This is a genomic window from Natronorubrum tibetense GA33, assembly GCF_000383975.1.
GTDB classification, from domain to species: Archaea; Halobacteriota; Halobacteria; order Halobacteriales; family Natrialbaceae; genus Natronorubrum; species Natronorubrum tibetense.
In genome coordinates this window covers 1,661,839-1,683,587 of sequence record NZ_KB913017.1, presented here as the reverse complement: position 1 = coordinate 1,683,587, position 21,749 = coordinate 1,661,839, and the positions used below count along the sequence as shown (strand labels likewise).

The window sequence follows — 21,749 nt, the reverse complement described above, 5'->3', positions numbered from 1 at the left end:
TAACCCCGCGCAGTAACATCCCATTACCGATGCAGCGACTGCACGCCCGGTACCCGTTCCTCGAGGCTGCCCGCGACGCGGTGGCGACGGAGGCCGTCGACTTGGCCACCGTCGTCGAGCAGGACGAGGCGGTCGTCGACCGCGCTCGCGAGCGCGTCGTGGCGGCGCTCGAGGACGGCGAAACCGGCGAATCGCGGCGGGAGGCCCGCGTCGAGTTGCTCTCCTACCCGGTGGCGCGCGTGCTCGTCTCGATGGTCGAGGAAAACATCCTCGTACGGAAGTACGCCCGCGCCGAAGCCGCGACGGCCTACGACCGCTTTACGGCCGACCTCGAGGAGACGACCGAACTCAAAAGCGTCGAGTCGACGGGGCTCGACCTCGAGACGCTCCTCTCGGAGTTCGACCTCGACAGCGATGTCCGAGAGATCCCCGACGGCTACCAGATCGACGTCGGAACCTACCTGCCACTGGCGGAGGACTGCTGGGACGACGAGTGGCGACTCGTCAACCGCGCGCTGGCCGACGGCGAGGTACCGGTCTCGGAGGCCGAACTCCTCGTCTTGCTCCAGGAGGCCATCCGGAGTCGGATCGAGGAGGGGCTTCCGTTCGACGTTCCCGACGTCATCGCGACCGCGCTCGAGGAGGAAGAAGCCGAGATTCGGGAGGTACTTGCCGACCTCGAACTCACACGGGAGATCGACACCGTCGTTCCGGACCTGTTCCCGCCATGTATGAAGGCCCTGCTCGATCAGATTCAGAAGGGCGAACACCTCCCACACCACTCACGGTTTGCGATCACCGCCTTCCTGGCGAACATCGGGATGACGACCGACGAGATCGTCGATCTCTACCGCGTCAACTCGTCGTTCGGCGAGGAGATGACTCGCTACCAGACCGATCACATCCGCGGCGACTCCTCGCCGACGGAGTACTCCGCGCCCTCCTGTGCGACGATGCAGTCCTACGGCGACTGCGTGAACAAGGACGACCTCTGCGAGCGCATTCCGCATCCGATGGCCTACTACGAGGAGCGGATCGACGACGCCGACGACGACGAGGTCGAGGACTGGCGGGAGAAGGGCGACGAGAGTCAGGAAGCGAGCGGCGATTGATCAGGACGAACCGGTGCTACCGAGCGCGCGACTATTTTTCGGGCTCCTCGGACAGTTCGTCGGCCTGTCGCTGAATGTCCTGCAACGCCTGTTCCTGTTCGCCACGAGCGAGACCGCCCGATTCGACGTGTCGGCCCTCGTACTGCCAGGAGGGAATCGCGTCCCAGACGTCGGACCCCCCATCGTCGGTGTTCCCGTCCTCGTCGTCGCCGCCCGTTCCCGACGTTGACCCCGACGACGACAGCAACAGAACGACGCCGAGCACGGCCAAAACAGCCAGTGCACCGCCGGCAAGCACCGGATCGACGACGGAGGTCGTCCGTACGAGCAGCGAGGTGCCGAGGAGCACGAAGACGGCGACGACGGCGAGCCGTCGAAGACGACGCCCCGATCCTGCTCGCGACTCCGAACTGGCGTCGATATTGTCCATATCTACTGTCATCTACGGGGCGTGAAAAAGATGTTGCAGATTCGCCAGTTCGGCTCACCGGGCAGCGTGGACGGCCGAACTCAGGCTGCGCTCTGGGCGTCAGGGTCGTCGTCCGCCTCGAGTCCGTCCTCGGGATCGTTCAGGACGAACGCGAGGGCGATGCCGACGGCGGTCAACAGGAGGATGAAGCCGACAATCGCGATGACGAGCATCTCTCCGCCGTCGGTCGACATGGCTTGTCCGTTGCCACCGTATTCGGAGCCGATACCGATCATGACGCCGAGCATCAGGAGGACGGCGGCGACGGCGACGACGATTTCGATGATTCGCTCACGCTCGAGCATTACTGGATCGATTTCGGCGGGCCGGGCAAAAGCGCTTCGAAGGGCGCGCCGGTGCAGTTCGGGCGGCGACCCGACCCACCGGTCCGCCGAGCGGTCACGGTTGCGTTCGCGACGTCCTCGCTGCGGCCTCTCGAGTGGTCTTACGCTAACGTTATTTCTTCTCCCGACCTATATTGTGTGCCATGTCCCCACTACTCATGGAAGACGTAGCAGTTGTGACGGGTGGTTCGAGCGGAAACGGACGTGCGATCGCCCGCCGGTTCGCCGCAGAGGGGGCCGACATCGTCGTCGCGGATATTCAGGAGTCGCCTCGAGAAGGCGGAGAACCAACGCACGACCTGATCGAAGCCGAAACCGATGCGAAGGCGACGTTCGTCGAGTGTGATGTCACGAAAGTCGATGACCTCGAATCGGCGGTCGAGGCCGCCGAGGAGTTCGGCGGCGTCACCGTTATCGTGAACAACGCGGGAATCTTCCACGGAGAGGAGTTCCTGGAAGTCGACGAGGACGAGTTCGGTCGGATGATGGACATCAACGTCAAAGGTGTCTTTTTCGGCGCACAAGCGGCGGCAAAGCGGATGGTCGAAACCGGTGGTGGCCGGATCATCAATCTCGCGTCGGTTGCCGGCCTCGAGGGGTCGGGTGAGTTCGTCACCTACTGCGGGACGAAAGGTGCTGTGCGACTGCTCACATACGCGATGGCGGCAAAGCTGGGGCCCGATGGCGTTCGGGTGAACGCGATCCATCCGGGTCTGATCGAGACGTCGATGACGACTGACGACTACCCGATCATGGGTACAGATGCCGAAGCCGACTTCTTGCAGGCGATCCCGACACGGCGGGCTGGCCAACCCGAAGACGTTGCGGACGCGGCGCTGTATCTCGCAAGCAATCTCTCGGACTACGTGACCGGTGAATCGCTCGTCGTCGACGGCGGGATGACGAACACCCAGTAGCTACCGAACGACAGTCACAAGAACGAGTGACTGTCGGACTCTCGTCCGTACTGCACCGGCCGCGTGGTACGCTTTTCACAGACGATGTATCGCCGGTCGCTGCTCCCCGTCGATCTGCGGATTTGATCGGCCACCGCTGGTCGAAACTCGGTGACCGATACCCGCTCTGTATTCGGTACGACGCTTCGAAGAGGTACGCTGATTGGGAGAGATCTCACCGATCGATAAGCAGGTGTAGTGAGCGTATGTTTCACGACGGAATACCGCTGAGCAGTTGCATTTCACTAGCGGCGCTCCACTCGAACTGAAGGGGTCGCCAGTCGAACCCCACATAAAGCAGCTGCCTGCAACTGCCGGCAGACGTGTTATATCGATCGAACGCTTATACACTTCGAATAGCCAATCGACTACGACAAAGCCGATCAGCACGTCCTGATCGCATCGCTCCGACGCACCTATGAACACAACAGCGTCACCGAAAACACCACTGCCAGTACCGCCGAGCAACCGCCTCGAGGCGCGGGCGCGCCGCGCTCGCACCGAACCGATGTCCGTCCTCTCGCTGGGCGACGGCCTCTACGAGGTCGAGTCCGCCAGCGACCACACCTACCTCGTCGACCTCGAGGGGGGTCGCTGCACCTGTCCGGACCACATCTTTCGAGAGGCTCGTTGCAAGCACATCCGCCGGGTCGCCATCGAGATCACCGACGGCCGAACGCCGCCGCCGGGCGAGGTCGCGGTCCCGTGTCACGACTGCGGGACGGCCGTCTTCGTCGACGAGGACGCGGCGAACGCGCCCGCCTACTGCGACGAACACGCGATCTGGCCGGGTGACGCGGTCCGCGACCGCGAAACTGGCGACCGACTCACCGTCGTCGACGTCTCCGACCTGCGGGCAGACGCGGTCCAGATCGGCGCTGCCGACTGTTCCGTCGCCGAGTACGAAACGAACGAGAACTACGAGCCCGACGACCCCGTCGTCGGGGCCGTCTACCCCCACGCGACCGTCGCCACGAACGGCGTCATCCCGGGCTCGCTGAAGGTCTACGTCTTCCCGCGAACGCGACTCGAGAAAGCAGGCTGACGATCCACTCGAGTCGTCGAATAGCCTCACCACTCGAGCCCGTAAACGATCGAAAACGAATCATCCGTTGACTCACGCCCGTTTTATTGACACGCGCCAACAACTACCAGAGTATGAGCGACGGGATCGACCACGGCCAGTTCGAGGAGGGACGCCACGTGAACTACTGGGAGTTCGATCACGCCCTCGAGCGCGAACTGCGCCGAATCTACACCGATTCGGAGTTCGAGTGGGCCGAGTCCCGGCTCTCCGAGTTCGGCGATATCGTCGGCCACACGATCGCGGACAACGCCGACTACATCGACGATCACGGGCCGGAACTCGAGCCCTACGACAAACACGGCGAGGTCCAGAACCACGTCCGCTACCCGGCCGAACAGATCGAAAATGAGCGGTTGGCCTACGAGATGGGGATCGTCGCCGACTCGTTTACGGCCCCGTCTGGCCGCGAGGAGCCGATGCCGCTCTCGCACAACCTCGCGATGCAGTACCTGCTGTGTTACGCCGACCCCGGCTTCGACTGCCCGGTGGCGATGACCGCGGGGGCGGCGCTCGTCCTCGAGAAGTTCGACGACGGCGACCTCGCCGGCTACTACGAAGGCCTGACGAGCCGAACGTACGAGGACCTGATCGAGGGCGCGATGTTCCTCACCGAGAAACAGGGCGGCAGCGACGTGGGTGCAAACGAAACGCGCGCCGAGTGGGACCCGGAGGCGGAGTGCTGGCGACTCACCGGCGAGAAGTGGTTCTGCTCGAATATCGACGCCGAGGGAACCCTCGCGCTCGCCCGCACGGAAAACGCACCCGAGGGCACGCAGGGCCTCTCGATGTTTCTGGTCCCCCACGCCGATCCAGACGAGATCGGTGACAGCCCCTACACGAAGGGCGACCGACTCGAGAACGGCCCGCTTGCGCCCGACGAGGTGAACGACCAGCTCTATCGGCGGCTGAAGGACAAACTCGGGACCATCGCGGTTCCGACGGGGGAGGTCGAGTTCACCGGCGCGAAAGCCTCCCTCGTCGGTGAGGAAGAGAACGGCTTCAAACAGATGACCGAGATGCTCAACATCGAACGGCTCTCGAACGCCGCCGCCTCCTGTGGAATCATCGGTCGCGCGCTGCTCGAGAGCAAGATCTACGCCGCGAACCGCGAGGCCTTCGGCGAGACGATCGACCAGTACCCGCTACTGAGAGCCGATCTGGTCGATATGGCCGTCGACCACGAGGCCGCAATGGCGTACACGTTCGAGGCGGCACGGCTGTTGTCCGAACGCGAGCGGGCAGAACGCGGCGCGGATTCGGGTGAAAGCGGCACCGACACCGAGGACACCTACCGCCTGATGCGACTGCTGGTGCCGATCGCCAAGGCGCGAACGGCGCGGATGGCCGTCGAGACCGCCTCCTACGCGATGGAGGTCCACGGCGGTAACGGCTACGTGAACGACTTCGTCACCAACCGGCTGCTCCGAGACGCGCAGGTGCTGCCGATCTGGGAGGGCACCGAGAACATCCTCTCGTTGGACGTGCTCCGGGCGCTCGAGCGCGAGGACGCCCACGAACCGCTGTTCGAGGGGATCGAGAATCGGCTCGAGACCGTCTCGCATTCAGCGCTCGCGGACGCCGCCGAGACGGTCGAAGCGGAGTATCACGATCTCGCGGGCGCACTCGCGATGCTGGCCGGCGCGGACGGCGAGTACGCACAGCTCTCGGCCAAACGCCTCGCCCACTACGTCTTCGACGTCTTCACCGGCGCACTGCTCCTCGAGGAGGCCCAGACCGAACTCGAGGGCGGAAACGGGAGGATGGCGCTCGTGGCCCAGCGGTTCGTCGCGAACGAACTCGAGACACCCGACGCGCGGGGAATCTCGAGCGGCGACCGGTTCGCGCTCGAGGCGTTCGAACCGATCGTCAGAGGTGCGTCGGTCGACCCGGAAACGCTCTCGGAGCCGATGGCGGCGGACGACTAACCAGCCTTCCCGCGAGCTATCGTCAGTCGAGTTCGGAGCCGTCCTCGGCGTACTGTAGTTCGACCCCGTCGTCGACGAGCACATTCCACCATACCCACCAGAACGCTAGGTACAGAACCGAGGCCCCCGCTGCGAACGCCAACATCGGCTCGGCTGGTGGGAGTGTCATCTCATACGCCTCCGTCGCATCTCGAGACAGCGGCGTACTCACGTCCTCGAGACAGGTGTGTGAAGGACACACATGGTCAAATAGCTTCGCCCCACCGCAGTCAGCGACGGTCCATTCGACCCACTTACTCGAGTATCTCGGCGGCCTCTTCGACGTCCATCACGCCCTGTTCGACGGCGTTGAGCACGCGGAGAACGTCTTCGTCCGGCCCGTCCTCGGCGTCGTCGCCGACCTCTGCAAGCGTCACCTTCTCGCTCTCGCCGACGAACTCGGCGAAGTCGGTGCCGTCGGCGATGGCCGTTTCTTTCTTGACGCGGTAGTTGCCACCGTCGGTGACGTAGAGATCGCCGGGGTGGAAGAAGTACCAGTCCTCGCGGTCGAATCGGACACCGATCCGCGGTTTCGCGCCGAAGTTTTGGGAGAAATAGATCAGCGCCTCCACTTCCTCGCCGGTGAGATAGATGGGGTCACCCGAACTCGATTTCGCTTCGACCGCGTAGAACTGTTCGCCGTCGCCCGCGAGGACGTCCGGCAGTTCGCGTTCCGTCGCGGAACCGCTCGCGGGTGCACGCATGACCGCGAACCCGGCCTCGTCAAGCGCGTTGACGAGTTCCCGTTCGCGTCTGTCACCCTTCGCCTGAGACATACACGCTCTCACCCGCCTGCCCTAATAAAGGGAGGGAGAACGCGGCGACACTGATCGGGCGACTACAGCGGGATCATCGCAACCGCCTCGAGCACCAGCGACGGTGCGGTCTCGGCCTCGTCCAGCCCGAACTCGATCGCGAGATAGAGCATCGTGAACTGGAAGGCGTTGAGCACGGCGTGGGCGATGGTCGGCACCAGCAGGTTGTCGGTCTTCGCGTAGAGGTAGCCGAAGATCACCGAGCCGCCGAACATGATCGTCAGCGACGCGAGCGTCGCGACGAACGTCTCGGCGAGGAGGTACATCGGAAGGTGGACGGCCGCGAAGATGACGCTCGTGACCAGAATCGCGTTCGTCCGCGAAAAGCCCTCGTAGAGTCGTTTCTGGATAACGTTCCGGAAGAGGAACTCCTCGGCGGGGGCGTTGAAGAAAAAGACGATGAAGATCATGATCAGGATCATCGTCTGGTTCTCGCCGACGATATCCATCACCTGACTCTCCGCGGCGGGGACGTCGAGCAGCATAAAGAGGATACTCACCGCATAGAGAAACACGATAACACCGACGCTGCCGCCGATCAGGTACTTCCAGTCGTTTCGGGTCGGGACGCGGAGATCGATCCACGACAGCCCGCGATCGGTGGCGAACAGATAGATCACGCCGGCCAGCGCCATCCCGACGAAGTTCAACATCAGGAGGAGTGCCCGACCGCCCATCGAGGCGTCGCCCAGCGAGCCGCCCATGACGGCATCGAGCAGTGAGGGATCAACCAGGAAGGCGGGGATCGTTGCGAACTCCGCCATGAGGAGGCCGAAGACCGTCAATCCGATCGCGACGAACGTCGATCGGAGCGGCGCACCGTCACGCTGTTCCGAGTGCGAGGGCGTTTCCATGCGGTCGGCTACGGCGTCGCCCTCCTTGGATGTTCCTTTCTCGAAACAGCATCGAGAACGACCGACTGAACGGACGGCTTACGCTTCGTCGGCGAACGAGAGCGCGCCGTTCTCGAACAGCTGGGCCAACAGTCGCTGCTGGCCGATCCGGAGGTGCCGGTTGACCGTCGGCTGGGTTACCTCGAGCATCTCGGCGATCTCCTCGCCGGTGCTCTCGCGGGGCCACTCGAAGAAACCGGCCAAGTACGCCGTCCGGAGCACCTCGAGTTGGCGATCCGTTAGCTCGTCGAACAGCGACATCAGCTGTCTCGTGTTGGACGTTCGCCTGACGTGGCGCCGCGACTGGAGTTCCACGCCGGCGTACCGCTCGGCGAGCATCTCGACGAACTCTCTGACGTCGGTGGTCGTGGGAACGTCGACGGTAATCGTCGTCCGGTCGCCGTCTGCGGTGATCGACCGCGGGCTGGCGCCGTGACGAACCAGTCGAGAGGCGACGAGGTCGCCCGTGACGGTCGCCTCGAACAGACACTGCTCGTCCGACTCGGTGACGAGTCGAGCGTCCGTCACGGAGACGAGATCGTCGAGGACGGTACGGACATCGGCCGGCGCGGCCCCGTTCGTCTCGAAGAACAGCACCGTTTCCGAGCCGGAGTCGACGCCAAGGCCCTCGTACTCGACGGTCGCGCCGGTCTTTCTCGCGATTTGGGACAGCGCGTCGTCGCTCTCCTCGAGCGCGAGCGTGAGTTCGACGAGCGTCTCCGCGTGCAACGCCTCCTGGGTCTTCGCCGCGTTCGTCGCGTTCGCGATCCCCTCTCCGAGTTCCGCGAACACCGTTCGCTCAAGGTCGGTGAAGGCGTTCGGCTCGTCGGCGTACACCGTGAGCACGCCGTAGCTGTACTCTTCGAACGACAGCGGCACGGAGAGCACCGACTGGAAGCCCGCGTCGAGTGCACTGGTCCGCCACGGCTCGTCTTTGAGTCCGTCGACGACGTTCTCCACGACCGACGGTGTCTCCGATCGGATTGTCCGCACAGCCGGCTCGTCGGCACCGTCGTCGAGATCGAACGACACGGCGTCCAGATACTCCGGTTCGTCGCCGGCCCAGCTCCGCGGCTCGAGCGTCGTTCCAGCGGCGTCGACGTCGCCGATCCAGGCGAACGCGACGGTGTCGCCTTCGACGAGCCGTTCGGGAACGGTTCGTTCGATCTCCCCGCGGTTGTTGGCGCCGATGAGCGATCGGTCGATACCCCTGATGATCTCGGTAATCTGGATCTGGCGGCGAAGCCGGCGGTTCTGTGCTTCCAGCTCCGCATCGCGTTCCCGGAGGCTCGCCTCGCTCTCGAGGCGGTCGAACGCGGCTTCGGTCGTCGCGACGAGAGTTTCGACCAGCCGTCGCGCCTCGTCGTCGATCGTGGCGGGTGGAGCGACCAGGACGAACACTCCGTGGTCGCCGATCGGGACCAGCAAGCCCCCCGGCACGTCGCCGCCGAACAGCGGCGACCGGGCGCCGGTTGCGGCGTCGTCGACGACCGTCTGCGAGCCGGCGAGATACGTGTTCCAGAGCACGGAGTCGTTGTCACCGACCGCGATCGACGGCGCGCCGCCGGTCCGATCGACGAACTCGTCCGTGAGCGCGGTCGGCTCGAACCGGTTCGTTGCCGAATTCAGCAGGTAAACTCCCGCGTTCCCCGACTCGAGGATATTCGCGGCCGTCTCGACGACCAGTTCCGCGACCGCCGTCTCCGTCTCGGCGTTGAGCAGCTCTCGCGCGGTGTCGTGGAGCGACTCGAGTGCGAGTTCCCGCCCTTTCTGTTCGGAGATGTCCTTGATCGAGCCGCGGTACGCGCGCAGGTCGCCCGCCGCGTCGAAGATCGGTTCACCGGTGGCTCGAACCCACCTGATCTCGTCCTCGTCGGGTTGCAGTCGCCCTTCGAAATCGTACCCCTGTTCGGCGTCCATCGCGTTCCTGAGTCGGGTACGAACGAACGATCGATCCTCGGGGTGATAGCACTCGAGAGTCGTCTCGAGCGTCGGTGTGACGTCGCGAGACAGGCCGTGCAACCGATAGCACTCTTCGGTCCAGGTCGCTTCCGGCGGCTCGGCGTCGATGTCCAGTTCCCAGCCGCCGACTTTCGCTATGCGCTGGACGCGCGCTAACAGATCGGCCGTTCGCTCGAGGTCGCGTTCGCGCTCCTTGCGCTCGGTGATGTCGCGGACGACACCCGCGGTGCCGGCGAACTCGCCGTCGTCCATCGGCAACAGCGCGACGTGGTTTTCGACCTCGATCACGTCGCCGTCCGCTGTCTCGAGACCCATCTCGAAGGTCCCGTACGGTTCGCCCTCGCGGAGCAGGTCACGTACCAATTCTCTGGCCGCCTCGAGATCCGCGCTCGTCATAACGTCCGCGACGTCCCACTCGAGCAGCCGATCGAGATCGTACCCCGTAAGTGGCTCCATCGCGTCGTTTACGAACTGGAACTCACCCGATTCGTCGAGCGTATAGACCGGGTCACCGACCGCCTGAATGATCGTCTCGTAGCGCTCGAGTTCGCGTTCGCGTCGCTTGCGGTTGGTAATGTCCTGGATCGAGCCCTGAATCTTGACGACGGTCCCGTCTTCGCGGACCGGTTCACCGATCGTGCGTACCCACCGCTGGTCGCCGTCGTCCGTAACCAGGCGAAGTTCCAGCTCGTACGATTCGCCTGCTTCGATGGCGCGCTCGACTGCCGTCCGGATCTCAGTCTGATCCGCCGGATGATAGAAGTCGAATGACCGTTCCAGATCGATCTCCTCGCTTGGCGACAGCCTGTGAATCCGGGAGACCTCGTCGGTCCACTCGAGATCGTACGGCTCCGCCGTCACGTCGAGCTCCCAGGCCCCGATGTTGGCTAGCTGTTGGGACTGCTCGAGAAGCCGCGTCGTCCGTTCGAGCCGTCGTTCGTTCTCGGTCTGCTCGGTGACGTCGGTGATCACGCCCTCCAGTGACTCGAGGTCGCCGTTCTCGTCGAAAACGCCTCGTCCGCGTTCGCGGACCCAGCGGCGGTCGCCGTCGGCCGTCTCGATCGGGAAATTTACTTGAAACGGCTCCTGGTTCGTGAGAGCCTGCTGGACCGTCTCCCACAGCTCGTCGTGTCGCTCGAGGATGATATCCGAAGCCCAGCTCACGTCGCCGTTCTCTAGCGTTTCGGGGTCGTAGCCCGTGAGTTCGAAACAGCCCTCGCTGATGAAGTCGAACGGCCAGTCCGGCTCGTTGCGACACCGGTATACCATTCCCGGAACGTTGCTCATCAACGTCGAGAGCTGGCGTTCGCGCTCTTTGCGTTCGGAGATATCGCGACCGATCCCCGTGACGACGGAGTTCCCGTCGAGATCCTCGAGTCTGGAACCGACGAACTCGTAGGGTATCGACTCGCCATCGGCGGTGAGCAGCGACACCTCCACTCGCGCAGAGCCGGTCTCGAGCGCCTCGTCGATCGTCTCGGCGACCAGTTGCTGATCCGCGGGCGTAAAGAACTCGGCGGCGTTCATCGACTCGATCTCCGCCGCCGAGAAGCCGGTCACCGACGGGAGCGTCTCGTTCCACCGCTGAACATCACCGTTCTCGTCGATAACGTAGAAGACGTCGTCGACGGCGTCGAGCAACTCGTCGGTGTACGTCGTGTGCCGCTGTAACTCCCGTTCGCGGGCCTTCTGTTCGGAGATGTCGCGGCTGATAGCCATGTATCGATTCGCCTCCGCGAGATCGAGGTGGAGCAGGTGCACCTCCACGGGAAATTCCGAGCCGTCGCGACGCCGATATCGCCCCTCGAACTTCCGTCGATCACCGACCGACAGCGACTCGAGTATCGACTGAACGTCGTCTGCGTCGACCGACTGATCGTACGTCCAGATTTCCGTTCCGAGCAACTCGTCCTCATCGTACCCGAGTTCGTCACAGAGCCGTCGATTCGCGTCGACGATCCGTCCGTCGCTGTCGAGGACATCGATCATGTCGGGAGAGCTCTCGAACAGTGCCTCGAGTCGTGTACTCGTCGTTTCCAGCCGTCGTTCGTGTTTCTTGCGAGCCGTGATATCGCGGGCGGAGACGACGATCGACACGACGTCACCCGTTTCGTTCGTCACTGGACGAAACGTGCCGGTCACCCACTGTCGGCTCCCAGTCGGCTGATCCAGATGCGCGTCGTACTCGACGTACTCTCCATCCCCCGCGCGGTCGATCCATTCCTGTACGTCCGCTGTCGGCGTCTCCGACCACCAGGGCGTCGCTCGGAACGGCTCGCCGATCGCTGCCTCCCCATCGATATCGACGTACTCGAAGGCCGTCTCGTTGATCCGTCGCACCGTGCCATCCGGGTCGAGCAGAGCGACGAGCGTGTTCGGATCGTCGAAGACCGCCTCGAACTGTCGGTCGCGTTCTCGAACCATCGTCGCGAGCGTTTCGATGGCCGCCGACAGTCGGCCCAGTTCGTCGTCGCGCTCGAGGTCGAACGTCGGCTCCACCTCTCGGACCTCGCCTGCGCCGACTCGTGCCGATGCATCCGCGGCTTGTTCGTTCGGGACCGAGGCATCCGGATCCGTCTCGTCCCGTTCCGTCGCGTCCCCAGCGCCTCCGTTCCGACTCGTTCCGTCTCCTGGCCTCCCGCTCCGGCCAGTTCCATCCCGGCTCGCCGCCGGCAGCGAACTGTCGGCCGCGAACTCGGCGACGAACGACTCGAGGTCGGTCGCGAGTCGCTCGAGGACAGTATCCCGATCCGGACCGCCGGACGCGGCGAGTCCGAACAGCAGCGGCAGAACGACCGGAACGTCCGGCGTCGATTCCGCTATCGGACTAGATGCTATCGATGCGGCCGGTCCCACGGAATTCGACGCAACGATCAGCAGACCGATCCACGCACCGAACACGAGCGAGAGGGCAAGAACGAACACTCGTGTCTCTCGATTGGAGAGACGCGCGAACGACCCCCTACAAGACGAAGGGAAAGCCATACAACGGGTACGCAACGCCCGCAAATGACGTTCGTGGTTCAGTGTCCGGACCAATTCAGTGAATTAAATTCGCTCGAGTTCTCCAAGAGGCGTTCGATAGGTAAGAGACGATCGAATCGGGACGGGACGAATTCGGTGCGAGTACCCCGGTTGCCGTCGTTCGATTTCGGTCCAGACACTATACACGTAGTGTCGCCACCGGGGCGAGATTACGTGTATAATGAACAGGAGAATAGCCATCGTTCGCGTTCGAACGGATATCATGCCCGAAGCGACGCTCGACTACCACAACGATTCGATCAGTCTCACCGTTATCGACGCCCTCGCCGACGCGACCGAGACCGATCCGACCGAACTCGAGCCCCTTTATCACGTCGTCGATCCCGAAGCGCTCGACCAGCTATTTTCGGGGAACACGACGGTCAACGGCCGGGTACAGTTCTCGTACGGCGATCACGCCGTCGAAGTCCGAAGCGACGGGACCATCCTGATCGACGGAACGGTTCATGTTCGTGCGTAAGCGGTGGCTACTGTCGGCCCGTGCGACACGCTCGATACCGATGATCGACAGCGCCCGGCTCGATCGACCGACTCGAGCGGAGGCCCGGCGGAAATGATTCCGTCGACTGCGACGAGCGACGGCGACTGCACACCGGTCTCCGACCCGATCACTGCGCTCGTCGTCGCAAACGGTCACCAGTCCGGTGACCGCCTTGAGGCGACCACCGGGGACGAGTTCACGATCCGGACGGCCGAGTCGATCACGGACGCGATGGCGCGGCTCGAGGACGTCGACTGTCTCGTCAGCGAGTACACGCTGGCGGACGGAGACGGCCTTGACCTGCTCGATCGGATGACTGACCGAACGCCCGCACTGCCGATCGTCTTTCTCGTGGACGACAGCCACGACTCGTCGGTCGCCGTCGACGCGATCCACAGGCATCGATGGGCCGACTGCGTCGCCCACCCCGACACGACGACGCTTCCCGACCGACTGCGCCACCGCGTCGAGACGCTCGTCGAACACCGCCGACTCGCCGCCCTCTCCCGCCGATCGCTCGCCAGCGTCGAACTCGCCCAGGACGCGGTCGCCATCGCCGCGCCCGACGGTCATCTCGAGTTCGCCAACCGATCGTTCGCGATGCAGTTCGGCGCCGATCGCGACGCGCTCTGCGGGACGGTCTGGCAGACGTTGTTCACCGACGACTGTGTCGAACGCCTCGAGGCCACCGCGATCCCGACCGTCGCGGACGGCTGGCGCTGGACCGGGAGCTGTACCGGACTGCGAGGATCGGGCGAGCCGTTCGACGTCAGGGTTCGGCTCGGGGGGTTAGAGGACGGGAGCCTCGTGTTCGGGGTGGACACGCCGGCTCGTGACGGTGGAACGAACGAGACAGCGTAACCGGACGCGGTGCTCGAGTTGTGAAGTTGCGTGTGAGAGATACCGAGGCTATTCTCGGAGCAACCGCTGGTACAGACAAGCGTTCTGCTCGTGCTAGCGGCAACGATTTCCACGGCCTCCCCAACCGATTTCTGCTCACGGGTGCTTCGCACCCGTTCGCATGGTCCGCGGAACCTGCGGTTCCGCGCTACGCTCACGCCAGAGGCGCTCGCTCATCCCTCGCGCACTGTCGACGACGTGCTCTCACTGTTCGAGCGCGTCGCCAGTGCGCGCCACCGCAGCAAAGTGAAATCGCCTACGTCCCGTGGTCCCAGCTCCCCATGTAGTCGCGCTGGGTGTCAGTCAGCGAATCGAAGTCGACGCCTTCGGCCGCGAGTTTGATCTCGGCGATCTCCTTGTCGAGTTCGTCGGGAACGTCGTGGACGCCGGCCTCGTAGGCGTCACTGTTCTCGAGCATTTCACGCACGCAGACGGCCTGAATACCGAAGGACTGATCCATCACTTCGACGGGGTGGCCCAGCGAGATGGGGGCCGCAAGATTTACCAGTCGCCCCTCGGCGATAACGTTGAGTCGGCGACCGTCCTCGAGTTCGTAGGCTTCGACGCCGTCGCGGGCTTCGTAGCGGTCGACCGCGAGATCGTCGAGCGCCTCGAGGTCGATCTCGATGTCGAAGTGGCCCGCGTTGGCGAGGAGGACGCCGTCCTGCATCGATTCGAAGTGCTCTTCGACAATGATGTCGCGGTTGCCCGTCGTCGTCAGGAAGACGTCACCGACCTCGGCCGCGTCGGCCATCGGCATCACGTCGTAGCCCTCCATGTGGGCCTCGAGTGCGCGGCGCGGTTCGACTTCGGTGACGATGACGTTCGCGTTCTGGCCCGACGCCTTCCGGGCGACGCCCTTCCCGCAGTAGCCGAAGCCGGCGACGACGACGTTTTTGCCGGCCCACGAGAGGTTCGTGGTCATGGCGATCGAGGCCAGCGAGGACTCGCCGGTGCCGTGAACGTTGTCGAACAGGCGCTTCATCGGGGTGTCGTTGACCGCGAAGACGGGGTAGTCGAGTGCGCCGTCTTCGTCCATCGCGCGCAGGCGGTGGACACCCGTGGTGGTCTCCTCGGCTCCGCCGACGATGCCGTCGATCAGTTCGGGGTAGTCCTCGTGGATCGCGGCGACCAGGTCCATCCCGTCGTCGACCGTCACGGTCGGCTCGTGGGCGATGACGGCCTCGATCGCGGCGTAGTACTCCTCGTCGTCGACGCCGCGTTTGGCATAGCTCGTGATGTTCTCGTGAGTGTCGAGTGCAGCGGAAACGTCGTCATGGGTCGACAGCGGGTTGCAGCCCGTAACGGCGACTTCCGCGCCGCCCTCGGCAAGCGTCTCGACGAGGATCGCTGTCTTCGCCTCGACGTGCATCGCCATCGCGATGCGTTCGCCCTCGAAGGGCTGGTTGGCGACGAACTCCTCACGGACGTGCTCTAAGATGGGCATGTGCTGGTTCGCCCAGTCCATCTTTCGGCGGCCTTCCTCCTGTGCGGCCTCGAGATCCTGAAATTCCATTTCAGGATTCGTCGAGCTCTGCTCGGCGGCTTCCGCCAGTTGCTCGCTGATCGGCGGATACGCAGTGTCGGTCATACGTTGACAGAGTGCGACCGGAGGCAAAACGCTACCGAAGTCACGGAAGGCTCATCTCCGTTTCGGGCGATCGAGGCCGTCGACGAGTCGGATACCGATATGCCCACAGAGCAGTGCGAGCGCGAACGCTGGAATACGAGCGGACGCAGAATCCGATCCAACAACTACGGCCGCGGTACTCCAGCTAATCGCAAATCCAAGACCCGCAACGAGAACGACAACTGCCGTTGCAGCCTTCGAACGTTCGCTGTGGTCGAGCACGGCTGAACCGACCGCTCCAGCGACGACGCCTGCCACGATCGACGGCGCCACGCCAGTTGACGCGAACGATCGGACATCAACGACAAACAGGTGGGTTCCTCCCAGGAGAAACAGTCCGAGTGCGAACTCTCGGATCAACGGACTCGAAAAAGAACGAAGCCTCACGGAGACACTCATTAGTTAACTAATGATCCTCTTGTGAGTACGTTTGGTACTGATTTCACAGCCATCATCGGTAGGGTATGACGACTCGATTGTTGGGTTACAGACATATTTCTGCCTATTATACAGCCGTATTTAAACCTAATGCATATAAGTGATGGTTCGAACGTCAGTGACGGGATCGTGCCTCTGACAACCCGATCGGAAAGCCGTCCTCTGACATCCGTATTTGGCCCGTCAGCCACCTGAAGAGCCAGAAAATATCGAACTTCTCAACAGTTATCAATCAGACGAGCCGCCAGCATGCTCGGGCGGCCCGGCGCCTTGGCCGTTGTTACCGTCGGACTCGTCATCGTCGATTTCATCCGATGGGCCACCGGCGTGAGCCGGTGGTCCCTGTCGGTCCTCGTCGTCCTCACTCGGCGGGCCGGCGTGGCTCGGCGGGCCGGCGTGGTCCGGTGCGTTACCGGGGTTGTTCTCGACGACGAAGGACGCGATCTGGAGTCCCCGCGGCTCGTCGTCGGTCAACTCGGTCTCTTTAAAGTCAGCGAGGAGTTGTCCGAAGTTCTCCGCTCCTTCGTCGATCGGCTCGAGCGTCTCTGTCGACGTGGCGATCGTCTCGTCGTTGTCGGACGCCACGAGTTCGACCTCAGTCTGGTTCTCCGGGGCCTCGAGGGAGAACGTTCCGTCCTCGTCAGTCGTGTGCGTTCCCGTATCCGCGTACGAGGCGCTCTCGTCGACGGTCGAAACGGTCACATTGACGTTTTCGACGACCTCTCCGTCCACGGTGACGGAGTATCCGTCGTCGGTCGATTCGACGGTGATCGACGCATCGTCCTCACCGCTGTTAGTTGCTGCGTCCGCGGCCGCGCTCGCTGCGACAACGCCCGGCAGTGCGAGCGCCGACAGCACCACGACAGCGGCGAACACCACTGCGAATAGTTTTCGATTGCTCATCCACTCGAGACATTCAGCACTTCCTGAATAAACCCACCCGGCAGTTCTCGACGATTCCGTGCCAGTAAGACGGTTGCAAAACCGTTTCGAGCGTTTATAATACGTTTTGAGGGTTTAGTTTTCGTTCACGCCCGATCGAGAGAACGGTCAGCTTTCGGCGCGGTCGACCAGCGCTTCGGCGGCTTCGCTCGCCTGCATTCGAACCGCCTCCTCGTCGAGCGTCAGCACCTCGCGGTCGCGCATGAGCAGCTGCCCGTCACAGATCGTGTGGCGGACGTCGGACGCCGCCGCCGCGTACGCGAGGTGGCTCACGAGGTCGTGGCGCGGGGTCAGGTGAGCGGACTCGAGGTCGATCACGGCGATGTCGGCTGGTGCACCCGCCTCGAGCCGACCGACATCCAGACCGATGGCGTCCGCGCTGCCCTGGGTCATCATCTTGACCACCGATTCGGCGGGCACCGCGCTCGCGTCTCCGGTCTCGAGTTTGCCGATCATGGCCGCGTCGCGGGCCTCGTCTAACATCGAGAGGTCGTTGTTCGAAGCCGCGCCGTCGGTGCCGATGCCCACCGTCACGCCGGCGTCGAGCATGCGTTGAACGGGGGCCATTCCGCTGGCCAGTTTCATGTTCGAGGCCGGGCAGTGGACCACGCTCGTGCCGGCTTCGGCGAGCAGGCCGATCTCGCTTTCGTCGAGGTGGACGCCGTGGGCGATGAAATCGCCCTCCTGGACCATCCCGCGCTCTGCGGCGTAGGCCATCGGTCGGACGCCGTGTTCCTCGACGATCGGCGTCACTTCGTTCGTCGTCTCGTTCGCGTGGTAGTGGACCGGGACGCCGAGGTCGCGAGCCTGCGGGACGAACTCCTCGAGATACTCGCTGCCGATCGTCGTCAACGAGTGGGGCATAAACGCCGTGGAGATCCGGCCGTCCGCGCGGCCGTCGAGTGCTTCGGCCACCTCGAGGCCCTCTCGAGCGTCCTCGCGGGCCTCCTCGTCGTCGGATGCGACGGTGACGATCCCGTGACCCAGTCGAGCGCGGAGACCGGCCTCCTCGACCGCGTCGGCGATGTTCGGGACCATGAAGTACATGTCCGCAAAGGCGGTCGTGCCGGATTTGATCATCTCGAGCGCGCCGAGTCGCGTCCCGTGATAGACATCGTCGGGTGTCAGTTCGGCTTCGGTCGGCCAGATATCCTCCTGGAGCCAGGCGTCGAGAGACTTGTCGTCGGCGTAGCCGCGCATGAGCGTCATCGCGACGTGACAGTGACCGTTGACGAAGCCGGGCGTGACCAGCGAATCGGTGGCGTCGAGGGTTTCGTCGGCCTCGTCCGCGAGGTCGTCGCCGATCTCGAGAATCTCGCCGTCGTCCTGATCGACCAGTACGTCCGCGCGCGTGACCGTGATGTCGGGCAACAGCACCTGCCCGCCGGTGATCGCCAGTGTCGTCATAGGTCGGGATTTCTCCCGCGAGGGCCTTATACTGTCGAAAGGGAGTCGCCCACCCGCCGGTCGTACGCCCGCAGCGATTCGCGGGCACGACAGCACGCAATTAGGGCGGTTCGCACCGCCAGTAACGCTCTCGCTCGTAAACTTCGTAGTCGACCGCCTCGAGTATCGCCCTCGTTTTTCCCGGCACGTCACCCGCGAGCCCCTCGTCGTGGATTTCGACGAATACGGTCGGTCGATGGCGCTCGAGCGTCGCTCGAGCACCACGGAGTACAGCGGGGGCCGCGCCCTCGACGTCGATTTTCAGGTGATCCGGCGGTGGGATATCGGCCTCGACCACGATATCGTCCAGCCGACGGATCGGAACCGACTGAACGTCGGCGACGGTAGCCGCCCAGCGGGTTGCACTCGCGCGGTCGAACGCCGACAGTTCGGGGTACGTCGAGATGTAGAACGGACGGTCGCCGGCGTCGTCACCGACACCGCAGGCCAGGACGTCGATCCGACTCTCGAGGTCGTTCGCGCGAACGTTTCGCCGCAGTCGCTCGACGGCGGCCGGCGACGGCTCGAACGCGACGACTCGTCGGTCGGGAGCACCGCTCGTCAGCGCGAGCGCGTAGATTCCAACGTTCGCGCCGATATCGTAGACGACGGCCGCCGGCCCACAGCAGGCGGCCAGCTCCGCGAGCATCGCGTCGCTTCCGTGGCGGTTGAGCGGCTCGTAACAGCGAAACATCCCCGCCGGCGTCCGATTTCGCCGCGCGAGGAGTTCGCGGTCGTAGTTCGCGGCGGCGAGCCGGTAGTAGCTCCGGTAACCGACGCTACGAGCGGCACGGAGTGTCCGTTTCACCATCGATGCACCCGGGGTTGCCATCTACGCAGTGCTCTCGAGACGAACCCGATTGTATATGCGGTCCCTACGCCGACGCAAACGACGGAGTTCGGCCAAACGACTACGTCGCAACCCGGTGTACCCCCTCGAGCATGGTCGGGGAAACGGTCGACCGAATCGTCGCCGACGCGCTCGAGGCCGAGGTCCGGTCGCGGTACCGGCCCCGTTCGGGATCGGTCGCCGAGACCGTCGTCTGTCGGCTCGAGACGGGTGACGGGGACGGAGACGAGCCGCCGTCCCGAGTCGTCTGCAAGCGCGGCGGAGCGAGCGTCTGGACGGGCGACGTGATCGAACCGCTCGTCCTCGAGTATATGACCGCAGCGACCGACCTGCCCGTTCCCCGCGTCCTCGCGTCAGGGTCGTTCGCTGACGGATCGAACGATCCCCTCGAGCGGTGGGCGATCTACGAGTTTCGGGAGGGGGCGAATCCCGGGCCTCGGTATCACAAACTCGAGCCGACCGTTCGCCGACGGCTCGTCGCCGATGCCGGCGAACTTCTCGGACGGCTCCACGGGACATCGGCGCTCGCGTTCGACCGCGTCGGCGGACTGGCACGCGGTGCGGACGACCGGTCGCTCCGTCTTCGGGAGCCCGACGGCTGGCACGCCGTCGATCCCGGGTGGCCACTGACGAGGGTGCCGGTCCCCCTGGCGGGTGACGAAGACTGCCGTCCGGTCCTGACCCACGGCGACTACCAGCCGAGCAATCTCCTCGTCGACGACGACGGTGCCGTTACGGCCGTCCTCGACTGGGGCAACGCCCACGTTACACACGCCGAGTACGCACTCGCTCGAGCGGAAGCCCGGTTCGTCGACGTCTACGCGGGCCGGCTCCCACGGGCCGAACGGAAACAGCTTCAAGAGCTATTTCGACGGACGTACGCGAATTGCGCGCCCCTCGAGACCGGTTTCGACCGGCGAGCGCCGGTCTACAAACTGCTGTGGGTCGCTCAGTCAGGGGCGAACTACCTGCGGATCGCTCGTGAGCCCCGCGGTCGACGACAGCTCCGGACGCAGGTGCGGCGGCTAGTCGAGTGAGTCGAAGCCGAAACGGGTCGTGCGTTCGTCTCGAGAGCGTTGCGCGGGGTCGGAGCGGGGTCCGCCCCGGACAGTCGGCGGATTTATCCTCTCATTTGTCGACACGCCAACTATGAACGGAAACAGGGACGACCGCGACGGTCGGACCGAGGGTCACGACGGTCGAGACGAAGCGGCCGCCGAGGGCCGCGAAGGATACGGCGTGAATCGCGACTGGGAGCACAACCGCGAAGAGTCTCGAGTCGACGACCGGCCGACCGTCGACATCGGTGACGAGCGTGGGGAGCCGTCCTCGAGTCCAACACCGGACGCGGATCCCCCTCGAGAACGAGGCTCGGAACCCCCGGAGCCGCCGGATCCCGAGACGGTCCGCAACTGGACCGCGCTCACGGTCGCGCTCGCGGTGGTCTCACTCGCGAGCGCTGCGGCGATCTTCGTCGCCTACGATGCGCCCACGGCCGCCGCCGGTGCCGTCGTCCTCGGTGCGGGGTTCGGTGCCATCGCGCTCGTCGGTCGGACGGCGTCGCCCGCCGTTTTCGGCCACCTCGACGACGCCTGGGCCGAACACCGGCTGTACGTCTGGTTCTCGACCGGACTGTTCGCCGTCGGTGCCCTCCTCGGTGCACTGCTCTACTTCGCCGGCGTGAACCTGATCGACTTCTTCCTCGAGATGATCATGGAGGAGTTCGGCGAGGACGAACTCCCCGGTGGAACGGACGGTGAACTCGGCGAGGAAGCCGGACTCGAGCTCTCGGCCTCGTTTTTCATCGCGAACAACACGCCGCCGTTTCTGGCCGCGATCTTCGGTGCGCTCACACTGGGGTTCCTGACGTTCGTGATCATGGTCTTCAACGGCGTGCTCGTCGGAAACATCGCCGTGTTCGCCGGATCGGAAACCGGATTCGGCGTTATTCTCGCGTTGCTCGTTCCCCACGGCATCTTCGAACTGCCGGCGCTGTTCATCGCCGCCGGCGTGGGCTTTCGATTCGTCTATCGGGCTGGGCAGCGAATCGCCGGCACTCGAGACGCGCTGTTCACCAAGGGATATCTCCTCCGGACCACCGCGCTGGTCGTCTTCGCGTGGCTGATCCTCGTCCTTGCCGCGTTCGTCGAAGCCTACGTGACGTTTCTCATCGCGGACGCACTGTTTCCGGGACAAATGGGCTGAGACGCTCGAGAACGACATCGGTCTCGCGAACGAGTATCGACACGTCGTTCCGGTCGGCATACGTGGGATAGGCGAGCTAGTCTCTAAACTGGCGTTCCAGACCGACGGAGCGAGAACAGATCGTGTACCGGGTTCTGAATAGTGTAAAAACGGGTGATAGCGACTGACGCGACCGAACGACCAGTTCGCCGGGTCCGACTCGAGTCACCT

At 64.2% G+C, this 21,749-nt stretch carries 18 protein-coding genes; 8 read left to right on the top strand and 10 right to left on the bottom strand.

What is annotated here, in order from left to right:
• Positions 1-29: 29 nt before the first annotated feature.
• A complete protein-coding gene (gene priL, locus NATTI_RS0108705) occupies positions 30-1,112 on the top strand; it encodes a DNA primase regulatory subunit PriL (protein ID WP_006092612.1) in 1,083 nt (360 codons plus the stop codon).
• Positions 1,113-1,143: 31 nt separating this feature from the next.
• Here priL and NATTI_RS0108700 read toward each other — a convergent pair whose 3' ends face one another.
• Both NATTI_RS0108700 and NATTI_RS0108695 read right to left on the bottom strand, forming a co-directional pair.
• Complete coding sequence (locus tag NATTI_RS0108700) at positions 1,144-1,542, bottom strand: hypothetical protein (protein ID WP_006092613.1); 399 nt, start codon at positions 1,540-1,542, stop codon at positions 1,144-1,146.
• An 80-nt stretch (positions 1,543-1,622) separates the two neighbouring features.
• Positions 1,623-1,886, bottom strand: coding sequence for a DUF7472 family protein (locus NATTI_RS0108695; protein ID WP_006092614.1), 264 nt, complete (start codon positions 1,884-1,886; stop codon positions 1,623-1,625).
• Positions 1,887-2,068: 182 nt separating this feature from the next.
• Here NATTI_RS0108695 and NATTI_RS0108690 point away from each other — a divergent pair, with 182 nt between their 5' ends.
• The 3 genes from NATTI_RS0108690 (at position 2,069) to NATTI_RS0108680 (ending at position 5,893) form a co-directional block, all read left to right on the top strand.
• The gene (locus NATTI_RS0108690) at positions 2,069-2,842 is read left to right on the top strand and encodes an SDR family oxidoreductase (protein WP_027119102.1); all 774 of its coding nucleotides are present in this window, start codon (positions 2,069-2,071) and stop codon (positions 2,840-2,842) included.
• A 457-nt stretch (positions 2,843-3,299) separates the two neighbouring features.
• The gene (locus tag NATTI_RS0108685) at positions 3,300-3,926 is read left to right on the top strand and encodes an SWIM zinc finger family protein (RefSeq protein ID WP_081603697.1); all 627 of its coding nucleotides are present in this window, start codon (positions 3,300-3,302) and stop codon (positions 3,924-3,926) included.
• Between the two features lie 113 nt (positions 3,927-4,039).
• Positions 4,040-5,893 carry an acyl-CoA dehydrogenase family protein gene (locus NATTI_RS0108680; RefSeq protein ID WP_006092617.1) on the top strand — a complete coding sequence of 618 codons (1,854 nt, stop codon included), beginning with the start codon at positions 4,040-4,042 and terminating at the stop codon, positions 5,891-5,893.
• Positions 5,894-5,915: 22 nt separating this feature from the next.
• Here NATTI_RS0108680 and NATTI_RS26475 read toward each other — a convergent pair whose 3' ends face one another.
• The 4 genes from NATTI_RS26475 to NATTI_RS0108660 all read right to left on the bottom strand — a co-directional run bounded on the left by NATTI_RS26475 (position 5,916) and on the right by NATTI_RS0108660 (position 12,527).
• Positions 5,916-6,062: a hypothetical protein gene (locus tag NATTI_RS26475; protein ID WP_019991754.1), complete on the bottom strand. Its 147-nt coding sequence runs from the start codon at positions 6,060-6,062 to the stop codon at positions 5,916-5,918.
• A 124-nt stretch (positions 6,063-6,186) separates the two neighbouring features.
• Positions 6,187-6,708 (bottom strand): Holliday junction resolvase Hjc, encoded by a 522-nt coding sequence (hjc, locus tag NATTI_RS0108670; RefSeq protein WP_006092618.1) that lies wholly within the window; start codon positions 6,706-6,708, stop codon positions 6,187-6,189.
• A 62-nt stretch (positions 6,709-6,770) separates the two neighbouring features.
• Entirely contained in the window at positions 6,771-7,601 is an 831-nt protein-coding gene (locus tag NATTI_RS0108665) for a CPBP family intramembrane glutamic endopeptidase (protein ID WP_006092619.1), read from the bottom strand.
• Between the two features lie 78 nt (positions 7,602-7,679).
• Positions 7,680-12,527 (bottom strand): PAS domain S-box protein, encoded by a 4,848-nt coding sequence (locus NATTI_RS0108660; protein ID WP_006092620.1) that lies wholly within the window; start codon positions 12,525-12,527, stop codon positions 7,680-7,682.
• A gap of 322 nt (positions 12,528-12,849) precedes the next feature.
• On the opposite strand from NATTI_RS0108660, the gene NATTI_RS0108650 reads away from it, so the two are divergent.
• The gene (locus tag NATTI_RS0108650) at positions 12,850-13,107 is read left to right on the top strand and encodes a HalOD1 output domain-containing protein (RefSeq protein ID WP_006092622.1); all 258 of its coding nucleotides are present in this window, start codon (positions 12,850-12,852) and stop codon (positions 13,105-13,107) included.
• A gap of 93 nt (positions 13,108-13,200) precedes the next feature.
• The gene (locus NATTI_RS0108645; RefSeq protein WP_006092623.1) at positions 13,201-13,989 is read left to right on the top strand and encodes a PAS domain-containing protein; all 789 of its coding nucleotides are present in this window, start codon (positions 13,201-13,203) and stop codon (positions 13,987-13,989) included.
• Positions 13,990-14,284: 295 nt separating this feature from the next.
• Here NATTI_RS0108645 and NATTI_RS0108640 read toward each other — a convergent pair whose 3' ends face one another.
• From NATTI_RS0108640 to NATTI_RS0108620, 4 genes are all read right to left on the bottom strand, one after another.
• Positions 14,285-15,619, bottom strand: a complete 1,335-nt coding sequence (locus tag NATTI_RS0108640; protein WP_006092624.1) for an adenosylhomocysteinase — start codon at positions 15,617-15,619, stop codon at positions 14,285-14,287.
• A gap of 705 nt (positions 15,620-16,324) precedes the next feature.
• Positions 16,325-16,999, bottom strand: a complete 675-nt coding sequence (locus NATTI_RS0108630; protein WP_006092626.1) for a hypothetical protein — start codon at positions 16,997-16,999, stop codon at positions 16,325-16,327.
• A 147-nt stretch (positions 17,000-17,146) separates the two neighbouring features.
• Complete coding sequence (locus NATTI_RS0108625; protein WP_006092627.1) at positions 17,147-18,445, bottom strand: amidohydrolase; 1,299 nt, start codon at positions 18,443-18,445, stop codon at positions 17,147-17,149.
• Between the two features lie 100 nt (positions 18,446-18,545).
• Positions 18,546-19,295, bottom strand: coding sequence for an FkbM family methyltransferase (locus tag NATTI_RS0108620; protein ID WP_019991751.1), 750 nt, complete (start codon positions 19,293-19,295; stop codon positions 18,546-18,548).
• Positions 19,296-19,426: 131 nt separating this feature from the next.
• On the opposite strand from NATTI_RS0108620, the gene NATTI_RS0108615 reads away from it, so the two are divergent.
• Together NATTI_RS0108615 and NATTI_RS0108610 are read left to right on the top strand one after the other, a co-directional pair.
• Positions 19,427-20,371, top strand: a complete 945-nt coding sequence (locus NATTI_RS0108615) for a phosphotransferase family protein (RefSeq protein WP_006092629.1) — start codon at positions 19,427-19,429, stop codon at positions 20,369-20,371.
• A gap of 112 nt (positions 20,372-20,483) precedes the next feature.
• Positions 20,484-21,539: a stage II sporulation protein M gene (locus tag NATTI_RS0108610; RefSeq protein WP_006092630.1), complete on the top strand. Its 1,056-nt coding sequence runs from the start codon at positions 20,484-20,486 to the stop codon at positions 21,537-21,539.
• The last annotated feature ends 210 nt before the right edge of the window (positions 21,540-21,749 follow it).

Excerpts from the sequence above, each read along its gene's own strand:
- priL (WP_006092612.1), top strand. The coding sequence starts at position 30 with ATGCAGCGACTGCACGCCCGGTACCCGTTCCTCGAGGCTGCCCGCGAC.
- NATTI_RS0108700 (WP_006092613.1), bottom strand. The coding sequence starts at position 1,542 with ATGGACAATATCGACGCCAGTTCGGAGTCGCGAGCAGGATCGGGGCGT.
- NATTI_RS0108695 (WP_006092614.1), bottom strand. The coding sequence starts at position 1,886 with ATGCTCGAGCGTGAGCGAATCATCGAAATCGTCGTCGCCGTCGCCGCC.
- NATTI_RS0108690 (WP_027119102.1), top strand. The coding sequence starts at position 2,069 with ATGTCCCCACTACTCATGGAAGACGTAGCAGTTGTGACGGGTGGTTCG.
- NATTI_RS0108685 (WP_081603697.1), top strand. The coding sequence starts at position 3,300 with ATGAACACAACAGCGTCACCGAAAACACCACTGCCAGTACCGCCGAGC.
- NATTI_RS0108680 (WP_006092617.1), top strand. The coding sequence starts at position 4,040 with ATGAGCGACGGGATCGACCACGGCCAGTTCGAGGAGGGACGCCACGTG.
- NATTI_RS26475 (WP_019991754.1), bottom strand. The coding sequence starts at position 6,062 with ATGACACTCCCACCAGCCGAGCCGATGTTGGCGTTCGCAGCGGGGGCC.
- hjc (WP_006092618.1), bottom strand. The coding sequence starts at position 6,708 with ATGTCTCAGGCGAAGGGTGACAGACGCGAACGGGAACTCGTCAACGCG.
- NATTI_RS0108665 (WP_006092619.1), bottom strand. The coding sequence starts at position 7,601 with ATGGAAACGCCCTCGCACTCGGAACAGCGTGACGGTGCGCCGCTCCGA.
- NATTI_RS0108650 (WP_006092622.1), top strand. The coding sequence starts at position 12,850 with ATGCCCGAAGCGACGCTCGACTACCACAACGATTCGATCAGTCTCACC.
- NATTI_RS0108645 (WP_006092623.1), top strand. The coding sequence starts at position 13,201 with ATGATTCCGTCGACTGCGACGAGCGACGGCGACTGCACACCGGTCTCC.
- NATTI_RS0108640 (WP_006092624.1), bottom strand. The coding sequence starts at position 15,619 with ATGACCGACACTGCGTATCCGCCGATCAGCGAGCAACTGGCGGAAGCC.
- NATTI_RS0108630 (WP_006092626.1), bottom strand. The coding sequence starts at position 16,999 with ATGAGCAATCGAAAACTATTCGCAGTGGTGTTCGCCGCTGTCGTGGTG.
- NATTI_RS0108625 (WP_006092627.1), bottom strand. The coding sequence starts at position 18,445 with ATGACGACACTGGCGATCACCGGCGGGCAGGTGCTGTTGCCCGACATC.
- NATTI_RS0108620 (WP_019991751.1), bottom strand. The coding sequence starts at position 19,295 with ATGGTGAAACGGACACTCCGTGCCGCTCGTAGCGTCGGTTACCGGAGC.
- NATTI_RS0108615 (WP_006092629.1), top strand. The coding sequence starts at position 19,427 with ATGGTCGGGGAAACGGTCGACCGAATCGTCGCCGACGCGCTCGAGGCC.
- NATTI_RS0108610 (WP_006092630.1), top strand. The coding sequence starts at position 20,484 with ATGAACGGAAACAGGGACGACCGCGACGGTCGGACCGAGGGTCACGAC.